The 16,416-nt window shown below is 67.8% G+C and carries 18 protein-coding genes; 12 read left to right on the forward strand and 6 right to left on the reverse strand.

Going from position 1 to position 16,416, the window contains the following annotated elements; genetic code table 11:
* Both CYU89_RS13050 and CYU89_RS13055 read left to right on the forward strand, forming a co-directional pair.
* The coding region (locus CYU89_RS13050) for an MFS transporter (RefSeq protein WP_296281583.1) at nt 1–836 on the forward strand (836 nt) is incomplete at its 5' end.
* 126 nt (nt 837–962) lie between these two features.
* The gene (locus CYU89_RS13055) at nt 963–1,343 is read left to right on the forward strand and encodes a tautomerase family protein (protein ID WP_296281585.1); all 381 of its coding nucleotides are present in this window, start codon (nt 963–965) and stop codon (nt 1,341–1,343) included.
* Nucleotides 1,344–1,349: 6 nt separating this feature from the next.
* Here the strand turns inward: CYU89_RS13055 and CYU89_RS13060 are convergent, their stop codons facing one another.
* On the reverse strand, nt 1,350–1,682 hold the full coding sequence (locus tag CYU89_RS13060) for a hypothetical protein (RefSeq protein ID WP_296281586.1): 333 nt from the start codon (nt 1,680–1,682) through the stop codon (nt 1,350–1,352).
* A gap of 84 nt (nt 1,683–1,766) precedes the next feature.
* Between CYU89_RS13060 and CYU89_RS13065 the strand changes: the two genes are divergently transcribed.
* The 4 genes from CYU89_RS13065 (at nt 1,767) to CYU89_RS13080 (ending at nt 6,891) form a co-directional block, all read left to right on the forward strand.
* Nucleotides 1,767–2,600, forward strand: a complete 834-nt coding sequence (locus CYU89_RS13065) for an ATP-binding cassette domain-containing protein (RefSeq protein ID WP_296281588.1) — start codon at nt 1,767–1,769, stop codon at nt 2,598–2,600.
* Nucleotides 2,593–3,411 (forward strand): bifunctional DNA-formamidopyrimidine glycosylase/DNA-(apurinic or apyrimidinic site) lyase, encoded by an 819-nt coding sequence (mutM, locus tag CYU89_RS13070; protein ID WP_296281590.1) that lies wholly within the window; start codon nt 2,593–2,595, stop codon nt 3,409–3,411. Before CYU89_RS13065 ends, mutM begins: the two co-directional genes overlap by 8 nt.
* Before the next feature lie 84 nt (nt 3,412–3,495).
* Nucleotides 3,496–4,062 carry an ECF-type sigma factor gene (locus CYU89_RS13075; protein WP_055939119.1) on the forward strand — a complete coding sequence of 189 codons (567 nt, stop codon included), beginning with the start codon at nt 3,496–3,498 and terminating at the stop codon, nt 4,060–4,062.
* Between the two features lie 24 nt (nt 4,063–4,086).
* Nucleotides 4,087–6,891, forward strand: coding sequence for a serine/threonine-protein kinase (locus CYU89_RS13080; RefSeq protein WP_296281592.1), 2,805 nt, complete (start codon nt 4,087–4,089; stop codon nt 6,889–6,891).
* 8 nt (nt 6,892–6,899) lie between these two features.
* On the opposite strand, the gene CYU89_RS13085 is transcribed toward CYU89_RS13080, so the two are convergent.
* Nucleotides 6,900–7,523 carry a thymidine kinase gene (locus tag CYU89_RS13085; RefSeq protein ID WP_296281594.1) on the reverse strand — a complete coding sequence of 208 codons (624 nt, stop codon included), beginning with the start codon at nt 7,521–7,523 and terminating at the stop codon, nt 6,900–6,902.
* A gap of 22 nt (nt 7,524–7,545) precedes the next feature.
* Nucleotides 7,546–8,265: a hypothetical protein gene (locus CYU89_RS13090; protein ID WP_296281595.1), complete on the reverse strand. Its 720-nt coding sequence runs from the start codon at nt 8,263–8,265 to the stop codon at nt 7,546–7,548.
* Nucleotides 8,266–8,359: 94 nt separating this feature from the next.
* Between CYU89_RS13090 and CYU89_RS13095 the strand changes: the two genes are divergently transcribed.
* The 3 genes from CYU89_RS13095 to CYU89_RS13105 all read left to right on the forward strand — a co-directional run bounded on the left by CYU89_RS13095 (nt 8,360) and on the right by CYU89_RS13105 (nt 11,172).
* A complete protein-coding gene (locus CYU89_RS13095) occupies nt 8,360–10,336 on the forward strand; it encodes a UvrD-helicase domain-containing protein (protein ID WP_296281597.1) in 1,977 nt (658 codons plus the stop codon).
* A gap of 61 nt (nt 10,337–10,397) precedes the next feature.
* Nucleotides 10,398–10,778, forward strand: a complete 381-nt coding sequence (locus tag CYU89_RS13100; RefSeq protein WP_296281598.1) for a hypothetical protein — start codon at nt 10,398–10,400, stop codon at nt 10,776–10,778.
* 19 nt (nt 10,779–10,797) lie between these two features.
* Nucleotides 10,798–11,172, forward strand: coding sequence for a VOC family protein (locus CYU89_RS13105; RefSeq protein ID WP_296281600.1), 375 nt, complete (start codon nt 10,798–10,800; stop codon nt 11,170–11,172).
* A gap of 16 nt (nt 11,173–11,188) precedes the next feature.
* Here CYU89_RS13105 and CYU89_RS13110 read toward each other — a convergent pair whose 3' ends face one another.
* Both CYU89_RS13110 and CYU89_RS13115 read right to left on the reverse strand, forming a co-directional pair.
* Nucleotides 11,189–12,634, reverse strand: a complete 1,446-nt coding sequence (locus CYU89_RS13110) for a DUF2235 domain-containing protein (protein ID WP_296281601.1) — start codon at nt 12,632–12,634, stop codon at nt 11,189–11,191.
* Between the two features lie 16 nt (nt 12,635–12,650).
* The gene (locus CYU89_RS13115; RefSeq protein ID WP_296281603.1) at nt 12,651–13,271 is read right to left on the reverse strand and encodes a hypothetical protein; all 621 of its coding nucleotides are present in this window, start codon (nt 13,269–13,271) and stop codon (nt 12,651–12,653) included.
* Between the two features lie 205 nt (nt 13,272–13,476).
* On the opposite strand from CYU89_RS13115, the gene CYU89_RS13120 reads away from it, so the two are divergent.
* The gene (locus tag CYU89_RS13120; RefSeq protein WP_296281604.1) at nt 13,477–13,938 is read left to right on the forward strand and encodes a DinB family protein; all 462 of its coding nucleotides are present in this window, start codon (nt 13,477–13,479) and stop codon (nt 13,936–13,938) included.
* A 3-nt stretch (nt 13,939–13,941) separates the two neighbouring features.
* On the opposite strand, the gene CYU89_RS13125 is transcribed toward CYU89_RS13120, so the two are convergent.
* Complete coding sequence (locus tag CYU89_RS13125) at nt 13,942–14,592, reverse strand: DUF480 domain-containing protein (RefSeq protein WP_296281606.1); 651 nt, start codon at nt 14,590–14,592, stop codon at nt 13,942–13,944.
* Between the two features lie 113 nt (nt 14,593–14,705).
* Here CYU89_RS13125 and CYU89_RS13130 point away from each other — a divergent pair, with 113 nt between their 5' ends.
* Nucleotides 14,706–15,611, forward strand: a complete 906-nt coding sequence (locus CYU89_RS13130) for a 5'-nucleotidase, lipoprotein e(P4) family (RefSeq protein WP_296281608.1) — start codon at nt 14,706–14,708, stop codon at nt 15,609–15,611.
* The gene (gene pyrF / locus CYU89_RS13135) at nt 15,608–16,330 is read left to right on the forward strand and encodes an orotidine-5'-phosphate decarboxylase (RefSeq protein WP_296281609.1); all 723 of its coding nucleotides are present in this window, start codon (nt 15,608–15,610) and stop codon (nt 16,328–16,330) included. Before CYU89_RS13130 ends, pyrF begins: the two co-directional genes overlap by 4 nt.
* Nucleotides 16,331–16,416: the final 86 nt, after the last annotated feature.

Raw genomic sequence — 16,416 nt, forward strand, 5'->3', positions numbered from 1 at the left:
TCCTGAAGGTGGATTCCACCGTCGCCTACCTGCTGATCGCCGCCGCGCTGTTCCTCGCCACGCCGTTCTTCCTGTTCTTCGGCTGGCTGTCGGATCGCATCGGTCGCAAGAAGATCATCATGGCGGGCTGCCTGCTGGCCGCGGTCACCTACTTCCCGATCTTCAAGGGCATCACCCACTTCGCCAATCCGGGCGTGGAAGAAGCCAGCCGCAACTCGCCGGCCGTGGTGGTCGCGGACAAGGACACCTGCTCGTTCCAGTTCGACCCGATCCCGGGCACGCGCAAGTTCACCAGTTCGTGCGACCAGGCCACCGCCGCCCTCGCCCGTGCCGGCGTGCCGTACAGCGTGGAATCCGCCCCGGCGGGTACGCTGGCGCAGGTGCGCGTGGGCGATGCCTCGGTGGCGTCGTTCGAAGCCGCCGGCCTGTCCGGCGACGACGTGAAGGCCAAGACCGCCGCGTTCGGTGGTGAACTGAAGACGGCGCTGGGTGCGGCCGGTTACACGGAGAAGGCGCCGACGGATCGCATCAATGTGCCGATGACGATCTTCCTGCTCTGGATCCTGGTGATCTACGTGACCATGGTGTACGGCCCGATCGCCGCCTACCTGGTCGAGTTGTTCCCGACGCAGATCCGCTACACCTCGATGTCGCTCCCGTACCACATCGGCAATGGCTGGTTCGGTGGCTTCCTGCCGGCGATCTCCTTCGCACTGGTGGCGGCCACGGGCAACCTGTACTACGGCCTGTGGTACCCGATCGGCATCGCCGTGATGACGCTGATCATCGGCACGCTGTTCCTGCGCGAGACGAAGGACGTCGACATCACGAAGTAAACGCTCCTCCCCGGGCCGGTCCCTCCCAGGACCGGCCACCCCGACGCCGGCCCCCGTGGCCGGCGTCTTCTTTTGTACGACGCGCGGCGGGATAAGCTGGGAACTTCATCCCGCCGGAGTTGCGCCATGCCCCTGGTCACCGTGACCGTCCGCAAGCCGAAGGACGCGGCCTTCAAGTCGTCCGTGCTCGATGCGGTGCATGCCGCGCTTGTCGCCTCCGGCGTGCCGGCGACCGACCGTTTCCAGCGCGTGCTGGAACTGTCCGACGAAGACTTCCGCTACGACCCCGCGTACCCGGATGTCGCCGGCGCGCGCGACGAAGACTTCGTGCTGATCGAGATCCTGTGGTCGGTCGGGCGCAGCGTGAGGGTGAAGAAGGCGCTACTGGCCGATCTGATGCAGCGCCTGCGGGCGGCGGGGCGGAATCCCGAGAACGTCATGGTCTGCTTCAAGGAAACGACCTGGGAGAACTGGGCGTTCGCCGGTGGCCGCCTGGTCCACACCTGACGTCATTCAGCGCGGCGGCGCGGCCAGTTCCTTCGCGCTGAGGAATCCATTGCCGTCGGCATCCTGCCGCTTGAAGCGGTCGGCGAGCTGCGCCAGATGCGCCTCGCGGGTGACCGGCTTGCCTCGGCCACCGGGCAGCTCGTCGAGGGACAGCACACCATCGCGGTTGCGGTCCATGCCCTCGAAGGCGTAGCTCATCCAGGTCTGGTACTCGATCAGGCTGACGCGGCCGTCGCCATCGCCATCCATGCGCGCGAGATAGTCGCCGGTGGCGGTGACCTGTGCGAACGCGGCGGCCGGCAGGAGAGCGAGGACAAGGAGGGAGGACGGGAGGCGCATGCCGGCATTGTAGGGCCGCCAGACGCGCCCGTTGACCACCATGATTCGGGTACGCTGCACCGGCAACCGCTCCCCCGCCCTGCGATGACTCCCTCTGCCTCCCCTGCCGCCACGACGCACGCGGCGCCGCTGTTCGAACTGGACCGCGCCACCGTCGTGCGGGGCGCCACCCGCGTCCTGCACGACCTGTCGCTGCGCATCCCGCTGGGCCAGCACACGGCGCTCCTGGGCCCGAACGGGGGCGGCAAGTCGACCTTCATCAAGCTGATCAACCGCGAGCTGTACCCGCTCGCCCGTGAAGGCGATGCGCCGGTGAAGGTGTTCGGCCTGCGCCGGTGGAACGTCAACGAACTGCGCAACCGCCTGGGCGTGGTGACCAGCGACCTGACCCGCGACCTGCAGCAGATGCCTTACCTGCGCGCCGAAGATGCGGTGGTCACCGGCTTCTTCTCCAGCTTCATGGTCCCGCCGCACCGGCAGGTCGATGAGGGCATGCGCCGCCGTGCGCGCCGTGCGCTGGACGACGTGCGGGCGCTGTCGCTTGCCGACCGCCCGGTCGCCGAGCTGTCCACCGGCGAAATGCGGCGCGTGCTGATCGCGCGCGCATTGGTGCACGAACCGGAGGCGCTGCTGCTGGACGAACCGACCGCAGGCCTCGACGTGGTGGCGCGGCAACACTTCCTCGCGCTGATGCGCACGCTGGCGCAGCGCGGCATCACGCTGGTGCTGGTGACGCACCATATCGAAGAGATCATTCCCGAGATCGACCGCGTGCTGCTGTTGCGCGATGGTGTACTCCACGCCGACGGCGATCGTGCGGCCACGCTGACCGACGCCCACCTCAGCCATGCCTTCGGCGGGCCGGTGCGCGTGCGCCACGAAGGCGGCTTCTACCGTGCGGAGCCGGACCATGCCTGAGTTGCCCGAGGTCGAAACCACCCGCCGCGGGCTGGCACCGCACATCGAAGGCCGGCGCATCCGGTCGGTGACGCTGCGCCGGCCGGACCTGCGCTGGCCGATCCCGCCCGACATCACCCAGGCATTGCCCGGACAGCGCATCGACGCGGTGCGCCGTCGCGCGAAGTACCTGCTGATAGACACGGCGGCGGGCAGCGCGCTGCTGCACCTGGGCATGTCGGGCAGCCTCCGCGTCCTGCCTGCGGCGACACCGGTGACCGCGCACGACCACGTGGACATCACGCTGGACGGGGCGGAGGGGCGCGTGCTGCGGTTCAACGATCCGCGCAGGTTCGGCTGCCTGCTGTGGCAGCCGGTCGGCGAGATCCATCCCCTGTTGCAGGGGCTGGGACCCGAGCCGCTGTCGGACGCTTTCGACGGCGACTACCTGTTCGCCCTGAGCCGTGGCCGCAAGGCCCCCGTGAAGACCTTCCTGATGGACCAGGCCGTGGTGGTGGGCGTGGGCAACATCTACGCGGCCGAGAGCCTGTTCCGCGCCGGCATCTCCCCGCTCCGCGCCGCGGGCAAGGTCTCGCGGGAGCGCTACGTGGCGCTGGCGGGGGCAGTGAAGGAGATCCTCGCATGCGCCATCACCCGGGGCGGCACCACGCTGCGCGACTTCCTGAGCCCGGACGGGGCGCCGGGCTACTTCGAGCAGGAACTGTCGGCCTACGGACGCGGCGGCGAACCCTGCCCGCGCTGCGGCCGGCCGATGAAGCACGCCAGCATCGGCCAGCGCGCGACCGTGTGGTGCGGCCACTGCCAGCGCTGACGACCCTCTCAGGGGCATCGCCGTCCTCACGTCCTGTGAGACAAATGACGTTATATTCGCGCCCTTGGCTCGTGGGGAAGACGGATGGCCGACGCACCTGACATCACCTTGTGGCTGGACTCGGCCCGGAGCGGCGATCGCGCCGCGCTGGACCGCGTGCTGGCCACGCTGTACCAGGAACTGCACACGATGGCGCGCCGCCAGCTGTCCGGCCAGCACGGCTACACGCTGGACGCCACCGCACTGGTGCACGAGTCGTACCTGAAGCTGCTCGGCTCCACCGGCACGGCCAAGTTCGAGGACCGCGCGCACTTCTTCGCCTATGCCGCCTCGTCGATGCGCAGCGTGGTGGTCGACTACGCGCGCAGCCGGCTGGCGCGCAAGCGCGGCGGCGACCTCAAGCGCGTGGCGGACATCCCGGAAGAGGTGGAAGGCAACCTGCGCCTGGACGAGGACATGCTGGCGCTCAACGATGCGCTGGAGAAGCTCGCCGCCGCGGACGAGCGCCTGGCCCAGGTGGTGGAGATGCGGTATTTCGCCGGCCTGTCGGAACTGGAAATCGCCGAGCTGCTGCAGCGCTCCGAGCGCAGCATCCGCCGCGACTGGCAGAAGGCGCGGCTGTTCCTGTTGTCGGCGATGGCGGATACCTGAGGCAGGCACGCCCGCGCCGCACCGATGGACGTCGAACGCTGGAAACGCCTGTCACCGCTGCTCGACGTCCTGCTGGAGCTGGAGCCGGAGGCGCGCGCGGACCAGCTGGAGATCCTGCGCGCGGATGATCCCGACACCGCGCGCGAGCTCGAGGCGCTGCTCGCGCTGGAAGAGGAAGGCGACGGCTTCATCGACCAACCGCTGGTCGACAAGCCCGGCCAGCTGAAACCCGGCATGCGGGTCGGACCCTACCAGCTCGAGTCCCTGCTGGGCGAAGGCGGGATGGGCCTGGTCTGGCTGGCGACCCGCGCGGATGGGCTGTACAAGCGCCGGGTCGCGCTGAAGCTGCTGCGCCCCGGGCTGGCCGACCCCAACCTGCGGCTGCGCTTCACCCGCGAGCGCGAGATCCTCGCGCGCCTCGAACACCCCAACATCGCGCGCCTGCTCGATGCCGGCATCGGCAGCGAGGGCCAGCCCTACCTGGCGCTGGAATACGTCGAGGGCGTGTCGATCACCGACTACTGCCAGGCCAACAACGTGGGCCTGGAAGCGCGGCTCGCGCTGTTCCTGCAGGTCTGCGAGGCCGTCAGCCACGCACACGCGAACCTGATCGTCCACCGCGACCTCAAGCCATCCAACATCCTGGTCACGCCGACCGGCGACGTGCGCCTGCTGGACTTCGGCATCGCCAAGCTGCTGGACGATCCCGAACCGGTGCCCGTGCATCCGCGTACCGAAGTCCGCGCCTTCACCCTGCACTACGCGGCGCCGGAACAGGTGCGCGGCGAACTCGTCACCACCATGACCGATGTGTATTCGCTCGGCGTGGTGCTGTACGAACTGATCGCGGGAACCAAACCCTACCGCCTGCGCCGACAGACCGACGCCGAGTGGGAGCAGGCCATCCTTGCGGTGGAACCGCTCAAGCCTTCCGTCGCCACCCTGCGCACCACCGACGGCAGCCGCAGCCGTTGCCCGGACGCGCGGCGCACGTCGCGCAAGCTGTCGGGCGACCTCGACAACATCACGCTGAAAGCCCTGCAGAAGTTGCCGGAGCAGCGCTATGCCTCGGTAGAGGCGCTGTCGCAGGACCTGCGGCGGCACATCGAGGGCCGTCCGGTGCACGCGCGTGCCCAGAGCATGGGCTATCGGATGAACAAGTACCTGGTGCGCCACCGCTGGGCACTGGGCACGGGCCTGGCGGTGGCGACCGTGCTGGTGGCGGCGCTGGCGGCCAGCGTGTGGCAGGGCCGGCAGGCGATGCGCGAAACCGCGCGCGCGCAGGCGATGCAGGATTTCGTGATCGGCCTGTTCGACAACGCGGCCGCGTCGCAACAGGGCAGCACGTTCGATGCGCGCGAACTGCTGGCCGCGGGCGAGCGCCGTGGCGAACGCGAACTCGCCGCCCAGCCGCGCGCACAGGCCGAGCTGCTCGGGGTGATCGCGCGCCTGCGCCTGGGCCTGGGCGACTACCACGAGTCCCTCGCGCTGCTGGAGAAACAGTCGCGCGTGCTGGCGGTGACGGACGATGCGCCCGACAGCCTGCGCCTGCAGGCCGCGACGCAGCACGGCCGCGTGTTGCGCCTGCTGGGACGTTCCCGCCAGTGCGTGCAGGTGATGGTGCCGATGGAAGCGCGCCTGCCCTCGCTCGCATCGCGCCTGCCGCTGCGGGTCGCGGAATTCCAGTCGCAGAACGGGCGCTGCCGCGCCGACGCCGGCGAGAAGCAGCTCGCCCGGCAGATGTTCGACCGCTCGCTGGACATCCGCCGCAACCTGAAGGACGAAGCCGGCGTCGCCGAGAACATGCGCGACCTGGCCCAGCTGGACGTGGAACTGGGCAACGCGGACGCCGGTGCGCGCGGTTATCTCGCCGCCCTGGCGCACCTGGAAGCGCATGGCCATGCGCGGCACCCGCTGGCCATCGAGATCCAGCGCAGCCTGGCGCTTCTGTATCGCAACCGCGGCGACACCGAGGAGGCGCTTGCAGCGTTCCGGCGCGCCCGCGCGCTGTCCGAGGATATCCATGGACCGCGCCATCCCCTGACCCAGGCCCTGCGGCGTCATATCGCGGCGGTGCAGGTGGACATGGGCCAGCTGCGCGAGGCCGACGAAGAGTTGCATCGCCTGCATGCGATGACGCTGGAATCGCTCGGCCCCCATCATCGCGATACGGCCTCGAGCTGGAATTCCATGGGCATCATCGCGTGGGAGCGCGGCGACAACGAAACCGCGGTCGCCGACGTGGCCCGCGCCGTGGCCATCTGGCGCGAGACGGAAAGCCTGCAGATCCTGCCGGGAGGCCTGTTCAACTACGGCATGGTGCTCTACAGCGCCGGGCGTTACGACGAGGCGTTGGCCGCGCTCGAAGAGTCGCGGCAGATGCGGGTGACCACGATCGGCGCCAGCCACGCGCTGATCGGCGAGACCGACCGGATGATCGGCGAAGTGCTGGCCGCGAAGGGGGACCTGAAGGGCGCCACCGAGCGCTTCGATAGGGCAGTACGGCTGACCCGGGTGGGGTTCGGCCCCGATCACCCGCGCACCTGGTTCGCGGAACTGTCGATGGCGCGCCAGCTCACGCGCCTGCACCGGCCGCAGGACGCCATCGCCCCCCTGCAGGCGCTCGCCGTGCACGAGGGTGGGGGCAGCGAAGCGCCCAAGCTGCGCTGGCTGGCGCGCGCCTATCTGGCGGAGGCGCGCTGCGGCCTGGGCGAAAAGGAGCGCGCGCGGCGCGAGCTGGATGCGCTGGCCGGCGAACTGCGCATCGCCCTGCCCGACGGCGGCATCATCCCGCGCGAAGTGGCGGGACTACGCGACGCCTGCCGCTGACGCCCGCGTCAGCCCAGCGGAAGATCGGGCTGCAGCGGATCGATGCGTCCTTCGCCGCGCGCGATCTTCTTGAACTCCGCGCGGCTGACCGACACGTAGCGTTCGTTGCCGCCGATCTCCACCTGCGGACCGTCCTGCACCGCCCGCCCCTGCTCATCGACGCGCACGGTCATGGTGGCCTTCTTGCCGGTGTGGCAGATGGTCTTGATCTCGCTCATCTCGTCGGCCCACGCCAGCAGGTACTGGCTGCCTTCGAACAGCTCGCCCCGGAAGTCGGTGCGCAGTCCGTAGCACAGCACCGGGATGCGCAGCGCATCCACCACTTCGCTCAGTTGCCAGACCTGGGCCCGCGTCAGGAACTGGGCCTCGTCCACCAGCACGCAGTCGAGCTTGCCGTTCACCGCGATGTCGTCGCGTATCCGCCGCTCGAGATCGTCGTCGCGCTCGAACGCCACCGCGTCGGCGCGCAACCCGATCCGCGACGCCACCACGCCGGTACCGGCGCGGTCGTCGAGCCGCGGGGTCAGGATCGCCACGCGCATCCCGCGCTCACGGTAGTTGTGCGCGGACTGCAGCAGCGTAGTGGTCTTCCCGGCATTCATCGCCGAGTAGTAGAAGTAGAGCTTGGCCATGGCGCGGATTCTACCGCGCGGCTTAACGGTCGTCGGTGCCCGCCGGCTCCGTGGGAACGTTCTCCACCTCGCCCACTTTCACTCTTCCCTTCAGAGGCGCTTTCCAGATCGCGTCCTGCAATCGCCAGTACTGATCGGGCTGCCAATACTTGGGGGCGTAATACTGGTCGCCCGTCAGTGTCATCCCGGTGCCTGCCAGCGGACCGGTGTGCGGGATGATGGTGAGATTGCCGACGTAGCCCACGCGACTTCCGGTGACGTTCCGTTTCGCGCGGCGCAGGACCTTTTCCAGGCGTGGCTTGGCGACGTCGTCGCCGTACTCGGCCAGGATGGCCTGGCCGCGCGCGATGGCGTCGCGCCGCTCATCATCGTTCAAGTCGGACCACATGCCTTCGCGCCTTACCAGGAAGTCGTGGTAGTGGCGCTCGGCCGCGATGTCCATCCAGGCGTAGGCGAGCGGTCGATCCACGGCAACGCCGATACCGCTCCAGTACATCTCGGCGATGATCGCCTGCGACGCCTTGTCGGCATGGCTCGCCGCGCGCTTGAACTCGTTCATCGCGATGGCGTAGTCCTTGCGGTCGTACGATCGCACGCCCTCGGCACGCCAGCGAAGATCGGGGTGTGCGGCCAGGAAGCCTTCGGTCAGCACGGCCGGATCGATCTGCGCGTCCTGGGCGATGGCCGCCGACACCGGCATGGCGAGGAAGACGAGGAGCGCCAGGCGGTTGAGACGGTTCATGGGGCGGCCTGCGCAGGAGGGCGGATGCAGGCCATGCTAGGAGAAGCCGGGCGCCGTTGTCTGTAAACTGATGGCCTACGCCGAAGTACGCCTCATGCACGGTCTCAACCCCCCCCAACGCGCTGCCGTCCTTCACAGCAAGGGCCCCTTGCTCGTGCTCGCGGGTGCGGGCAGCGGCAAGACGCGGGTGATCGTGGAGAAGATCGCCCACCTGATCGCAGGCAACCACGTCCCGGCGCGCCGGATTGCGGCCATCACCTTCACCAACAAGTCCGCGAAGGAAATGCGCGAGCGCGTCTCCAAACGGATCAGGGGCGATGCCGCGGAGGGACTGACGATCTGCACCTTCCACGCGCTCGGCCTGAAGTTCCTGCAGATCGAACATGCCGCGGTGGGCCTGAAGCGCGGTTTCTCTATCTTCGATGCCGACGACGCCCATGCACAGGTCAAGGACCTCATGTACGGCGCCAAGCCCGACGACGTGGAGGCGGCCAAGAACCTGATCTCGCGCGCGAAGAACGCCGGGCTGTCGCCCGAAGAGGCATTGGCGGAAGCACGCACCAACCGCGAAAAGGACGCCGCGCTGCTGTACCAGCGCTATCAGGACCGCTTGACCACCTTCAACGCGGTGGATTTCGACGACCTGATCCGCCTGCCGGTGCAGATCCTCGAGAACAGCCCCGAGATCATCGCGGCCTGGCGCGAGCGCATCGGCTACCTGCTGGTCGACGAATGCCAGGACACCAACGACGCGCAGTACCGCCTGCTGAAAGCGATCGCCGGCGAGCGCGGCGATTTCACCTGCGTGGGCGACGACGACCAGAGCATCTATGCGTGGCGTGGCGCGAACCCCGACAACCTGCTGCAGATGGCGAAGGATTATCCGGCGCTGCAGATCATCAAGCTGGAGCAGAACTATCGCTGCAGCAATCGCGTGTTGCGCGCCGCCAATGCGCTGATCGCCAACAACCCGCACGAGCACCCGAAGGCGCTGTGGAGCGACCAGGCCGACGGCGAGCGGATCCGCGTCTGGGAATGCCGTGACAACGAGCATGAGGCGGAGAAGGTCGCGGCCGAGATCTCGTTCGTGCACGCGTCGAAGAGCGCGGCGTGGAGCGACTTCTGCATCCTGTTCCGCGGCAACCACCAGTCGCGCGCGCTGGAGAAGGCGCTGCAGTTGCTGCGCATTCCCTATCACCTGACGGGGGGCACGGCGTTCCTGGAGCGCCAGGAGGTGAAGGATGCAATGTCGTGGCTGCGCCTGCTGGTGAATCCGGACGACGATGCTGCCTTCCTGCGCGCGGTGCAGTCGCCCAAACGCGAAGTCGGGGCCACATCGCTGGCCAAGCTGGCTGAAATGGCGCAGCACGCCCACCTGCCGCTGTCGCGCGCCGCCGAATCGATGGGCGCGCTGAAGGCCCTGCCGCCGCGGGCGGCGAACGGCCTCAGCGCCTTCGTCGATATCGTGCGCGATCTGCGCCGGCACGCCGAGGAGCTGCCGCCGGCGGACCTGGTACGGCGCTTGAGCGAGCGTTCGGGCCTGCTGGCGGACCTGCGCTCGCAATGCAAGGACGAAGCCTCGTTCCAGCGCCGCCGCGCCAACCTGGACGAGCTGGCGGACTGGTTCGAGGGCGGACCGCGCGGCAGCTCGGCCGGCGATCTCGCCGCGCAGCTCGCGCTGCTGTCGCGCAACGACAAGGACGACGGCGGCAACCAGGTGCGGTTGATGAGCCTGCACGCGGCCAAGGGCCTGGAGTTCCGCTACGTCTTCATCGTCGGCTGCGAGGACGGCACGCTGCCGCACGAGACCAGCGTGGAGGAAGGCAACCTGCAGGAAGAACGGCGCCTGATGTACGTGGGCATCACGCGGGCGAAGGAGCAGCTCTGGCTGAGCCACAGCCGCGAGACGCGCCGCTTCGGCGAGCGCCTGCGACTGCAGCCCAGCCGTTTCATCGACGAGCTGCCCGCCGACGAACTGCAGCGCGACGGGGCGGACCCGGTCGCGGATGCCGAGCGAAAGAAGGAACGCGCCAGCGCGGGGCTGGCCGCGATCCAGGCGATGTTCGACTGACGCCGCGCAACCGCCGGGCGAGACGCGGTAGGCTTGGCCGGCACCCCTCGGAGCATCGACGATGACGCGCAACAGCCGGATCTGGTGGCTGGTGGGTTTCCTGATCGCCCTGGTCGGCGTGGGTTTCCCGTACTGGCGGGCGCCTTCCGCGATGACCGCGCTGCCCGGCGCCTTTTACGGGCCCGGCCTGGCTGCGGTCGGCGTGGTGGCGATGATGCTGCGCGCGTTCGGCACCGGCCGCTTCTTGCCGCTGTGGTTGCTCATCGCGGCCGCCGCACCCGCGGCGGTGGTGGTGCGCATGCTGGTCGGCGATATCGCCGGCACGCCGGCGTCCTGGCCACGGGAGTTGTTGATCGCATCGGTGCTGGGGCTAGCGGCCTCGCTGGCAGGTACGCTCATCGGCAGCCTGTTCCTGCTGCGCAGCAGCCGTCGACCCACGTGATTCCGCCGGAGGTGCTGCGATGACCGCGACGCTCTCGACCATTCGCCAGATCGCCATCACGGTGAGCAATGTCGACGCAGCCCTGGCGTTCTACCGCGATGCGTTGGGCTTGGCCTTCCTGTTCCAGCCCGCCCCGACGCTCGCATTCCTGCAGGCGGGCGATGTGCGCCTGATGCTGACCACGCCACAGGGCGCAGGCGCCGTGGGCGCCAACTCGATCCTCTACTTCAGCGTGCAGGATATCGCCGCGACGCAGGCCGCGCTCGTGGCACGCGGCGCCACGGAAGAGCGCCCTCCGCAGATGGCCGCCCGGATGCCGGACCACGAGCTATGGACCGGCTTCCTGCGCGATCCGGATGGCAACCTCGTGGGGTTGCTGGAAGAGAAGCGCTAGCGCGCCCCTTACTGGCTCATCGCACCAGAGCGGGTGGCTCGCGGGCGGGCTCGACGGGCGCCGCTTTTGGCGGTATCTCAGGCAACGACGGTTCTGCGCGCGCGGCAAGTTCCCTTGCGACATCGGCCTGGAACTGGCGTGCCCACGGACCACTCAGATATTCGCTGACGACGGTCGCCATCGGGTCGCCTCCTCTCACCGCACCTGCGCGCGACACGCGCTCCACAAGATCATTGAGACCGGGCCAGGTGGAACGGTCGCCGGGGTCGGGAAGGGATCGTTCACCGGCCTTGTCCATCGTCGGTGGCGATACCCCGGTGCGGCGCTCGAATCGGGCGTCAAGGACTTCGTCGATCGGCTCCTTGCGGTTGCAGTCGTCGACCACGGCCCGCCTGCACAGCCGCTCCGGCGCCAGCGTGTCCACCTGGTCGCGGATGCCGTCGCGGTCGTAGCCGCGCGTGCCATACAGACCGCCCAAGTGCTGATCGGAGCGATGGATCACGTACTGGTCGGGATCGGTTGGAAGCGGACGCTTCTCAAGATAAGGCGTATCGCTGAGGCGATTGAGGAATTCGACACCGAGGTTGTGGCTGAGCGTACCGAGGCCGTTGCGGCTGTAGGTGTCACCGATGTTGCTGTGGCAGCCGAACACCCGTGCATTGTAGTTCCGGTCGTCTTCGCTGAAACCGGGGACGACGTGCTGGCTGGAGGGAAACATATCGCGACGTTCGTGTTGAGCGGTGACCTGGAAAGTCGAAAGGGTCGAGGGTGGCAGGCGGCGGTCATGCTCCTCGACGCCCGTCGACACGGGATCGAAGAGCAACGCGACTTGCGGCGTCTTGCCCGGCTCGACGAGCAGAGGTCTATCTGCGTACTGGATACCCACGACGAGATTTTCCGAATCACGCACTACCTTTGCGCCCACCGGATCGCGGATGCCTCGCTCGTGCACCATGCGCTGGAGCGCTGCAATCCCCTCGCCGCCGCGACTGAAACCCACGCCCGCCGTACGGATCTGCGCCTGGGGATCCTCATCAAGCCATTTCTTGGCCTGTTCGCAGAACTGAAGGTAGGCCGTCTCCACCCGCTCATCAAAGGTATGACCGAAGCGACCGTCCAACAGCTTTTCCGGTTTACTCAGCAGGCCATTCTGGGTATAGGTGCCTTCCACGTACCCCGTCGCAATATTGCTGACGCCCTCATCCTGCAATTCCCTGACTTGCTGGTGGATCTTCGCGACGACACTCCATCCCTCCGGCTTGTCGTCGAACATGCTATTACCCGTGCCGTCCATCGCCGCCAGATACAGCTTTTCGTTTGGCCTGCCGGCGTGAAGCAGGATGGGAATACGAAGCCGTGACAGATCGGCTTCTGCCCGAAGGTAGCTTTCCCTGCCAGGATCGCCTGCCAGTTCCGCCTCAACCCCACCATCACGATGCTTTGATTTTTGCCCAGACTCCATGGCGAGCTCTCCCTGCTCAGTAAGTCCGACTGAATACCTTGATCAGATCATCGCGGAAGTCACTGTGCGGCCGATCCGGCACACGCGGCTTCTTCAGCGCAATCATGTCGCGCATGTACACATTGATGGTGCGATCGTTGACCTCGAGGATGATGCCGGGCGTGCCACTCGACGCAGGGTCGAGCGCATCCTCCCGTGCCACATGGTGGCGGATCAGTTGATCCCTGAAGATCTCACCGATGTCGATCTGCGCCTGGAGCGCAGTACCATCCCGCGATCGCCACGAGACGTTGGCAGGCGGGGGGAAGTTGGCGATGGGGCCCGCGCCCGCCGTCATGTTGGCTGGATAACGCGACCCTAGTGCCTCGGATGAGGATTGCAGGCGATCCGCTGGTTCGTCAGCACGCACTCGTCCCGCATATTCCACGCGACAGCCATAGGTGCTGTAGGTGGACACACCGAAATAGTGGGCCCTGAACTTCAACGGCCATTCGGCACCGACGTTGGTGTAGTGGCCTTCCGGCAGCGCGGAAGAGGGGCCGGCTGAACTCGATTGACCCATGCTGGCGTGGCATCCTGTCGTGGCGACGGAGATCATCGCGGTGGTGGCGATGCTCCGGATGAGGCGTCGTTCCATGGAAACGTTCCGTGTCGGTGGACGTGGCGAACGTAGCGCGATGCATGGGTGCATGCAACGCGTCGGCACGCGTATCCGCGTGTAGCATCGCTTTCGTGCAGGCGAATGCAGCGTCATCCAGCCGATGATGAATGTGAACAACGCCTGCAGCGCGCGCAACGATGACCGACGATGCCCGATTCACGTTGCTCGCGTCCTACAACACATGGATGAACCAGCGCCTCTACGCTCCCCACAGCGACGTTGCCGCACGACGCTCTCGCCGCGGATCGTGGCCCCTTCTCCGGTCGATCCTGGCACGCTCAACCACCTGGCAGTCGCCGACACCCTCTGGCTGAAGCGCTTTGCCGCACGCTCGACGGTACGCCGATGCCGACGGAACGGGATGCGATGCCCTCCTCCACCTGTCCGCGTTGCACGCAGGCGCGCCTGGCTCGATGCGGCGATCGTGGAATGGATCGCCACGCTGGCGACGCCTGCCCTCTCGTCGCGGCTGGTCTACCCGAACATGAAGGGTGAGACCTTCGCGCGGCGCCTGGATGGCCTGCTGACGCACCTGTCCAACCACCAGACGCAGCATCGGGACCTGGCCACCACGCTGCTGTCGCAGGCGGGCGTGGAGGTCGGCGTGACCGATTTGGTGAGGCTGGCGCCGGACGAGGCGTGAGCGTCAGGAATCGCGCGAGGCCAGCAGTCCGGCCAGCTGTTCGCGCAGGGAAACGACCTCGTCCTCCAGTGCGGTAACGCGGGCTTCCAGCTCTGCGGTCGCGGGCTCGCCCACCGAGGCTGCCGGAATGCGCGCGGCGATAGCCGCCACGTCCACCGCGCCGCTCAACAGATGCACGTACCGATCCTCGCGCTGGCCCGGGCCGCGCGGGATCTGCACGACGAGGGCCGGGTCGCGCTGGATCATGCGGTCGAGGTGATGGCGGACATCGTCCGCATCGTTGAACTTGAACAGGCGCTCGCTGCGTGCGAGCAATTCGTGCACGGTCTGCGCACCGCGCAGCATCAACAGGCCCAGCAGCACGGCTTGCTGCCGGGGAATGCCGAAGAACGCGGCCGTGCGGTGCTCGTAGCGCTCGGCGCGCGAGGAGAACACCTGCTTCGCCAGTCCCTTCTGTTCCAACTGCCGCAACGCATGATTCACGGCGCCCGGATCCAGCGCCATCACCGGCTCGCGCGCGGTCTTCTGGTTGGCGGCGGCCTGCGCGGCATTCACCGTCAGCGGATACGTTTCCGGCGTGGTGGCTTCCTTTTCGATAAGGCAACCCAGCAGGCGGGCTTCGGCGGAGGTCAGGACGGGCGCGGTGTCTTCCATGGAGGCATCGGGAACTGGGTCGGACCGGCAGGATAACCCGCGCGCCGCAGCGTCGAACGACGGGTGTAATAGCGGTCGGCTAGAATTCCCGCACATTCGAAATGGGATCTTCCATGCGCGTTTCCCTGCTTGCCGCCGGCCTGGCGGCGTCGTTGCTGACCTTGGCCGCCTGCAAACGCACCGAACCGGCGGCGCCCGCTGATGCCGCCCCACCTGCCGCTGCCGCGACGCCTGCGAAGGACGCTTCCACGCACGACAACCTCAATGCCGTGGCCTGGGTACAGACGTCGGTCGAATATCGCGCGATCACCATGCAGACCTTCCGTGCCGCCGCCGACCATCTCGACGTGGCGCTGAAAGAGAAGAACTGGGACGCGCTGGTCCCGGGCGAGCGCGGCAATGCCGCCGCCGGCCTCAAGCCCGCCGTGGTGATGGACGTGGACGAGACCGTGCTGGACAACTCGCCCTACCAGGCGCGCCTGATCCGCGACGGCAAGGAATACGACGAGATCAGCTGGGACCAGTGGGTGGCCGAGAAGAAGGCCAAGCCGCTGCCGGGCGTGGTGGACTTCGCCAAGGCCGCCGCCGCGAAGGGCGTCACCATCCTGTACATCTCCAACCGCGCCGTGCATCTGAAGGAAGCGACGCTGGCCAACCTGCGCGAGGCCGGCCTGCCCGTGGCGGACGAGAGCGTGTTCCTCGGCCTGGGCACGGTGCTGGACGGCTGCGAGCAGAACGGCTCCGAGAAGAACTGCCGCCGCCGCCTGGCGGGACAGCAGTACCGCGTGCTGATGCAGTTCGGCGACCAGATCGGCGACTTCGTCCAGGTGGAAGCCAACACGCGTGACGGACGCCAGGCGCTGTTCGACGAATACGACGACTGGTTCGGCGAGCGCTGGTGGATGCTGCCCAACCCGACCTACGGTTCGTGGGAGCCGGCGCTGTTCAACAACGCCTGGGACCAGCCGGCCGCCGCACGCACCCAGGCCAAGCGCGACGCGCTGGACTACGCACCGTGAGCCGTGGGCCGGTCGCCCTGAGCGCGCGCGAGCGCCTGATCTTCGCGCTGGATGCGCCGTCCGGTGCCGACGCGCTGGCGTGGGTCGATCGGCTGGGCGATGCCGTGCAGTTCTACAAGATCGGCATGGAGCTGCTCGCCAGCGGGGACTACTTCACCGTGCTGGACGAACTGGCCCGCCGCGACAAGCGGGTGTTCGTCGACCTGAAGTTCTTCGACATCCCCGCCACCGTGGCGGGCGTGATCCGCGGACTGTCCCGCTGGCCGGTGACCTACGCGACCATCCACGGCTGGCACGCGGGGATGATGGAGGCAGCCGCCGCAGCGCGCGGCGGCGACCTGCGCCTGCTCGCGGTGACCGTGCTGACCTCGATGGACGGCAGCGATCTGCGCGCCATGGGCATCAACAGCGGTGAACCCGCCGATATCGTCGTGCAACGTGCGCTGGCTGCGCAGGCCGCCGGCATTGATGGCGTGATCTGCTCCGGGCAAGAGGCCGGCATGATCCGCGCGGCGGCGGGCACCGGCTTCTCCATCGTCTGCCCCGGCATCCGCCCCGGCGGCCCGGTCGGCGACGACCAGAAGCGCACCGTCGGCGTAGCCGAAGCCTTCGCGCTGGGCGCCGATGCCATCGTGGTGGGTCGGCCGATCAGCAAGGCAAGCGATCCGCGCTCTGCGGCCGATGCCATCCAGGCCGAGATCGCTGGCGCCTTCAATTAATTCAATAGCTTACACATATATATTTCAGGTATTGCCTTAGCATTCGGGCGCAGGTAGTCTGTGCGCATCCGGCCTGCGGGCCGGAG

Source organism: Pseudoxanthomonas sp. (genome assembly GCF_002863005.1).
In the GTDB taxonomy this organism is placed as follows: domain Bacteria; phylum Pseudomonadota; class Gammaproteobacteria; order Xanthomonadales; family Xanthomonadaceae; genus Pseudoxanthomonas_A.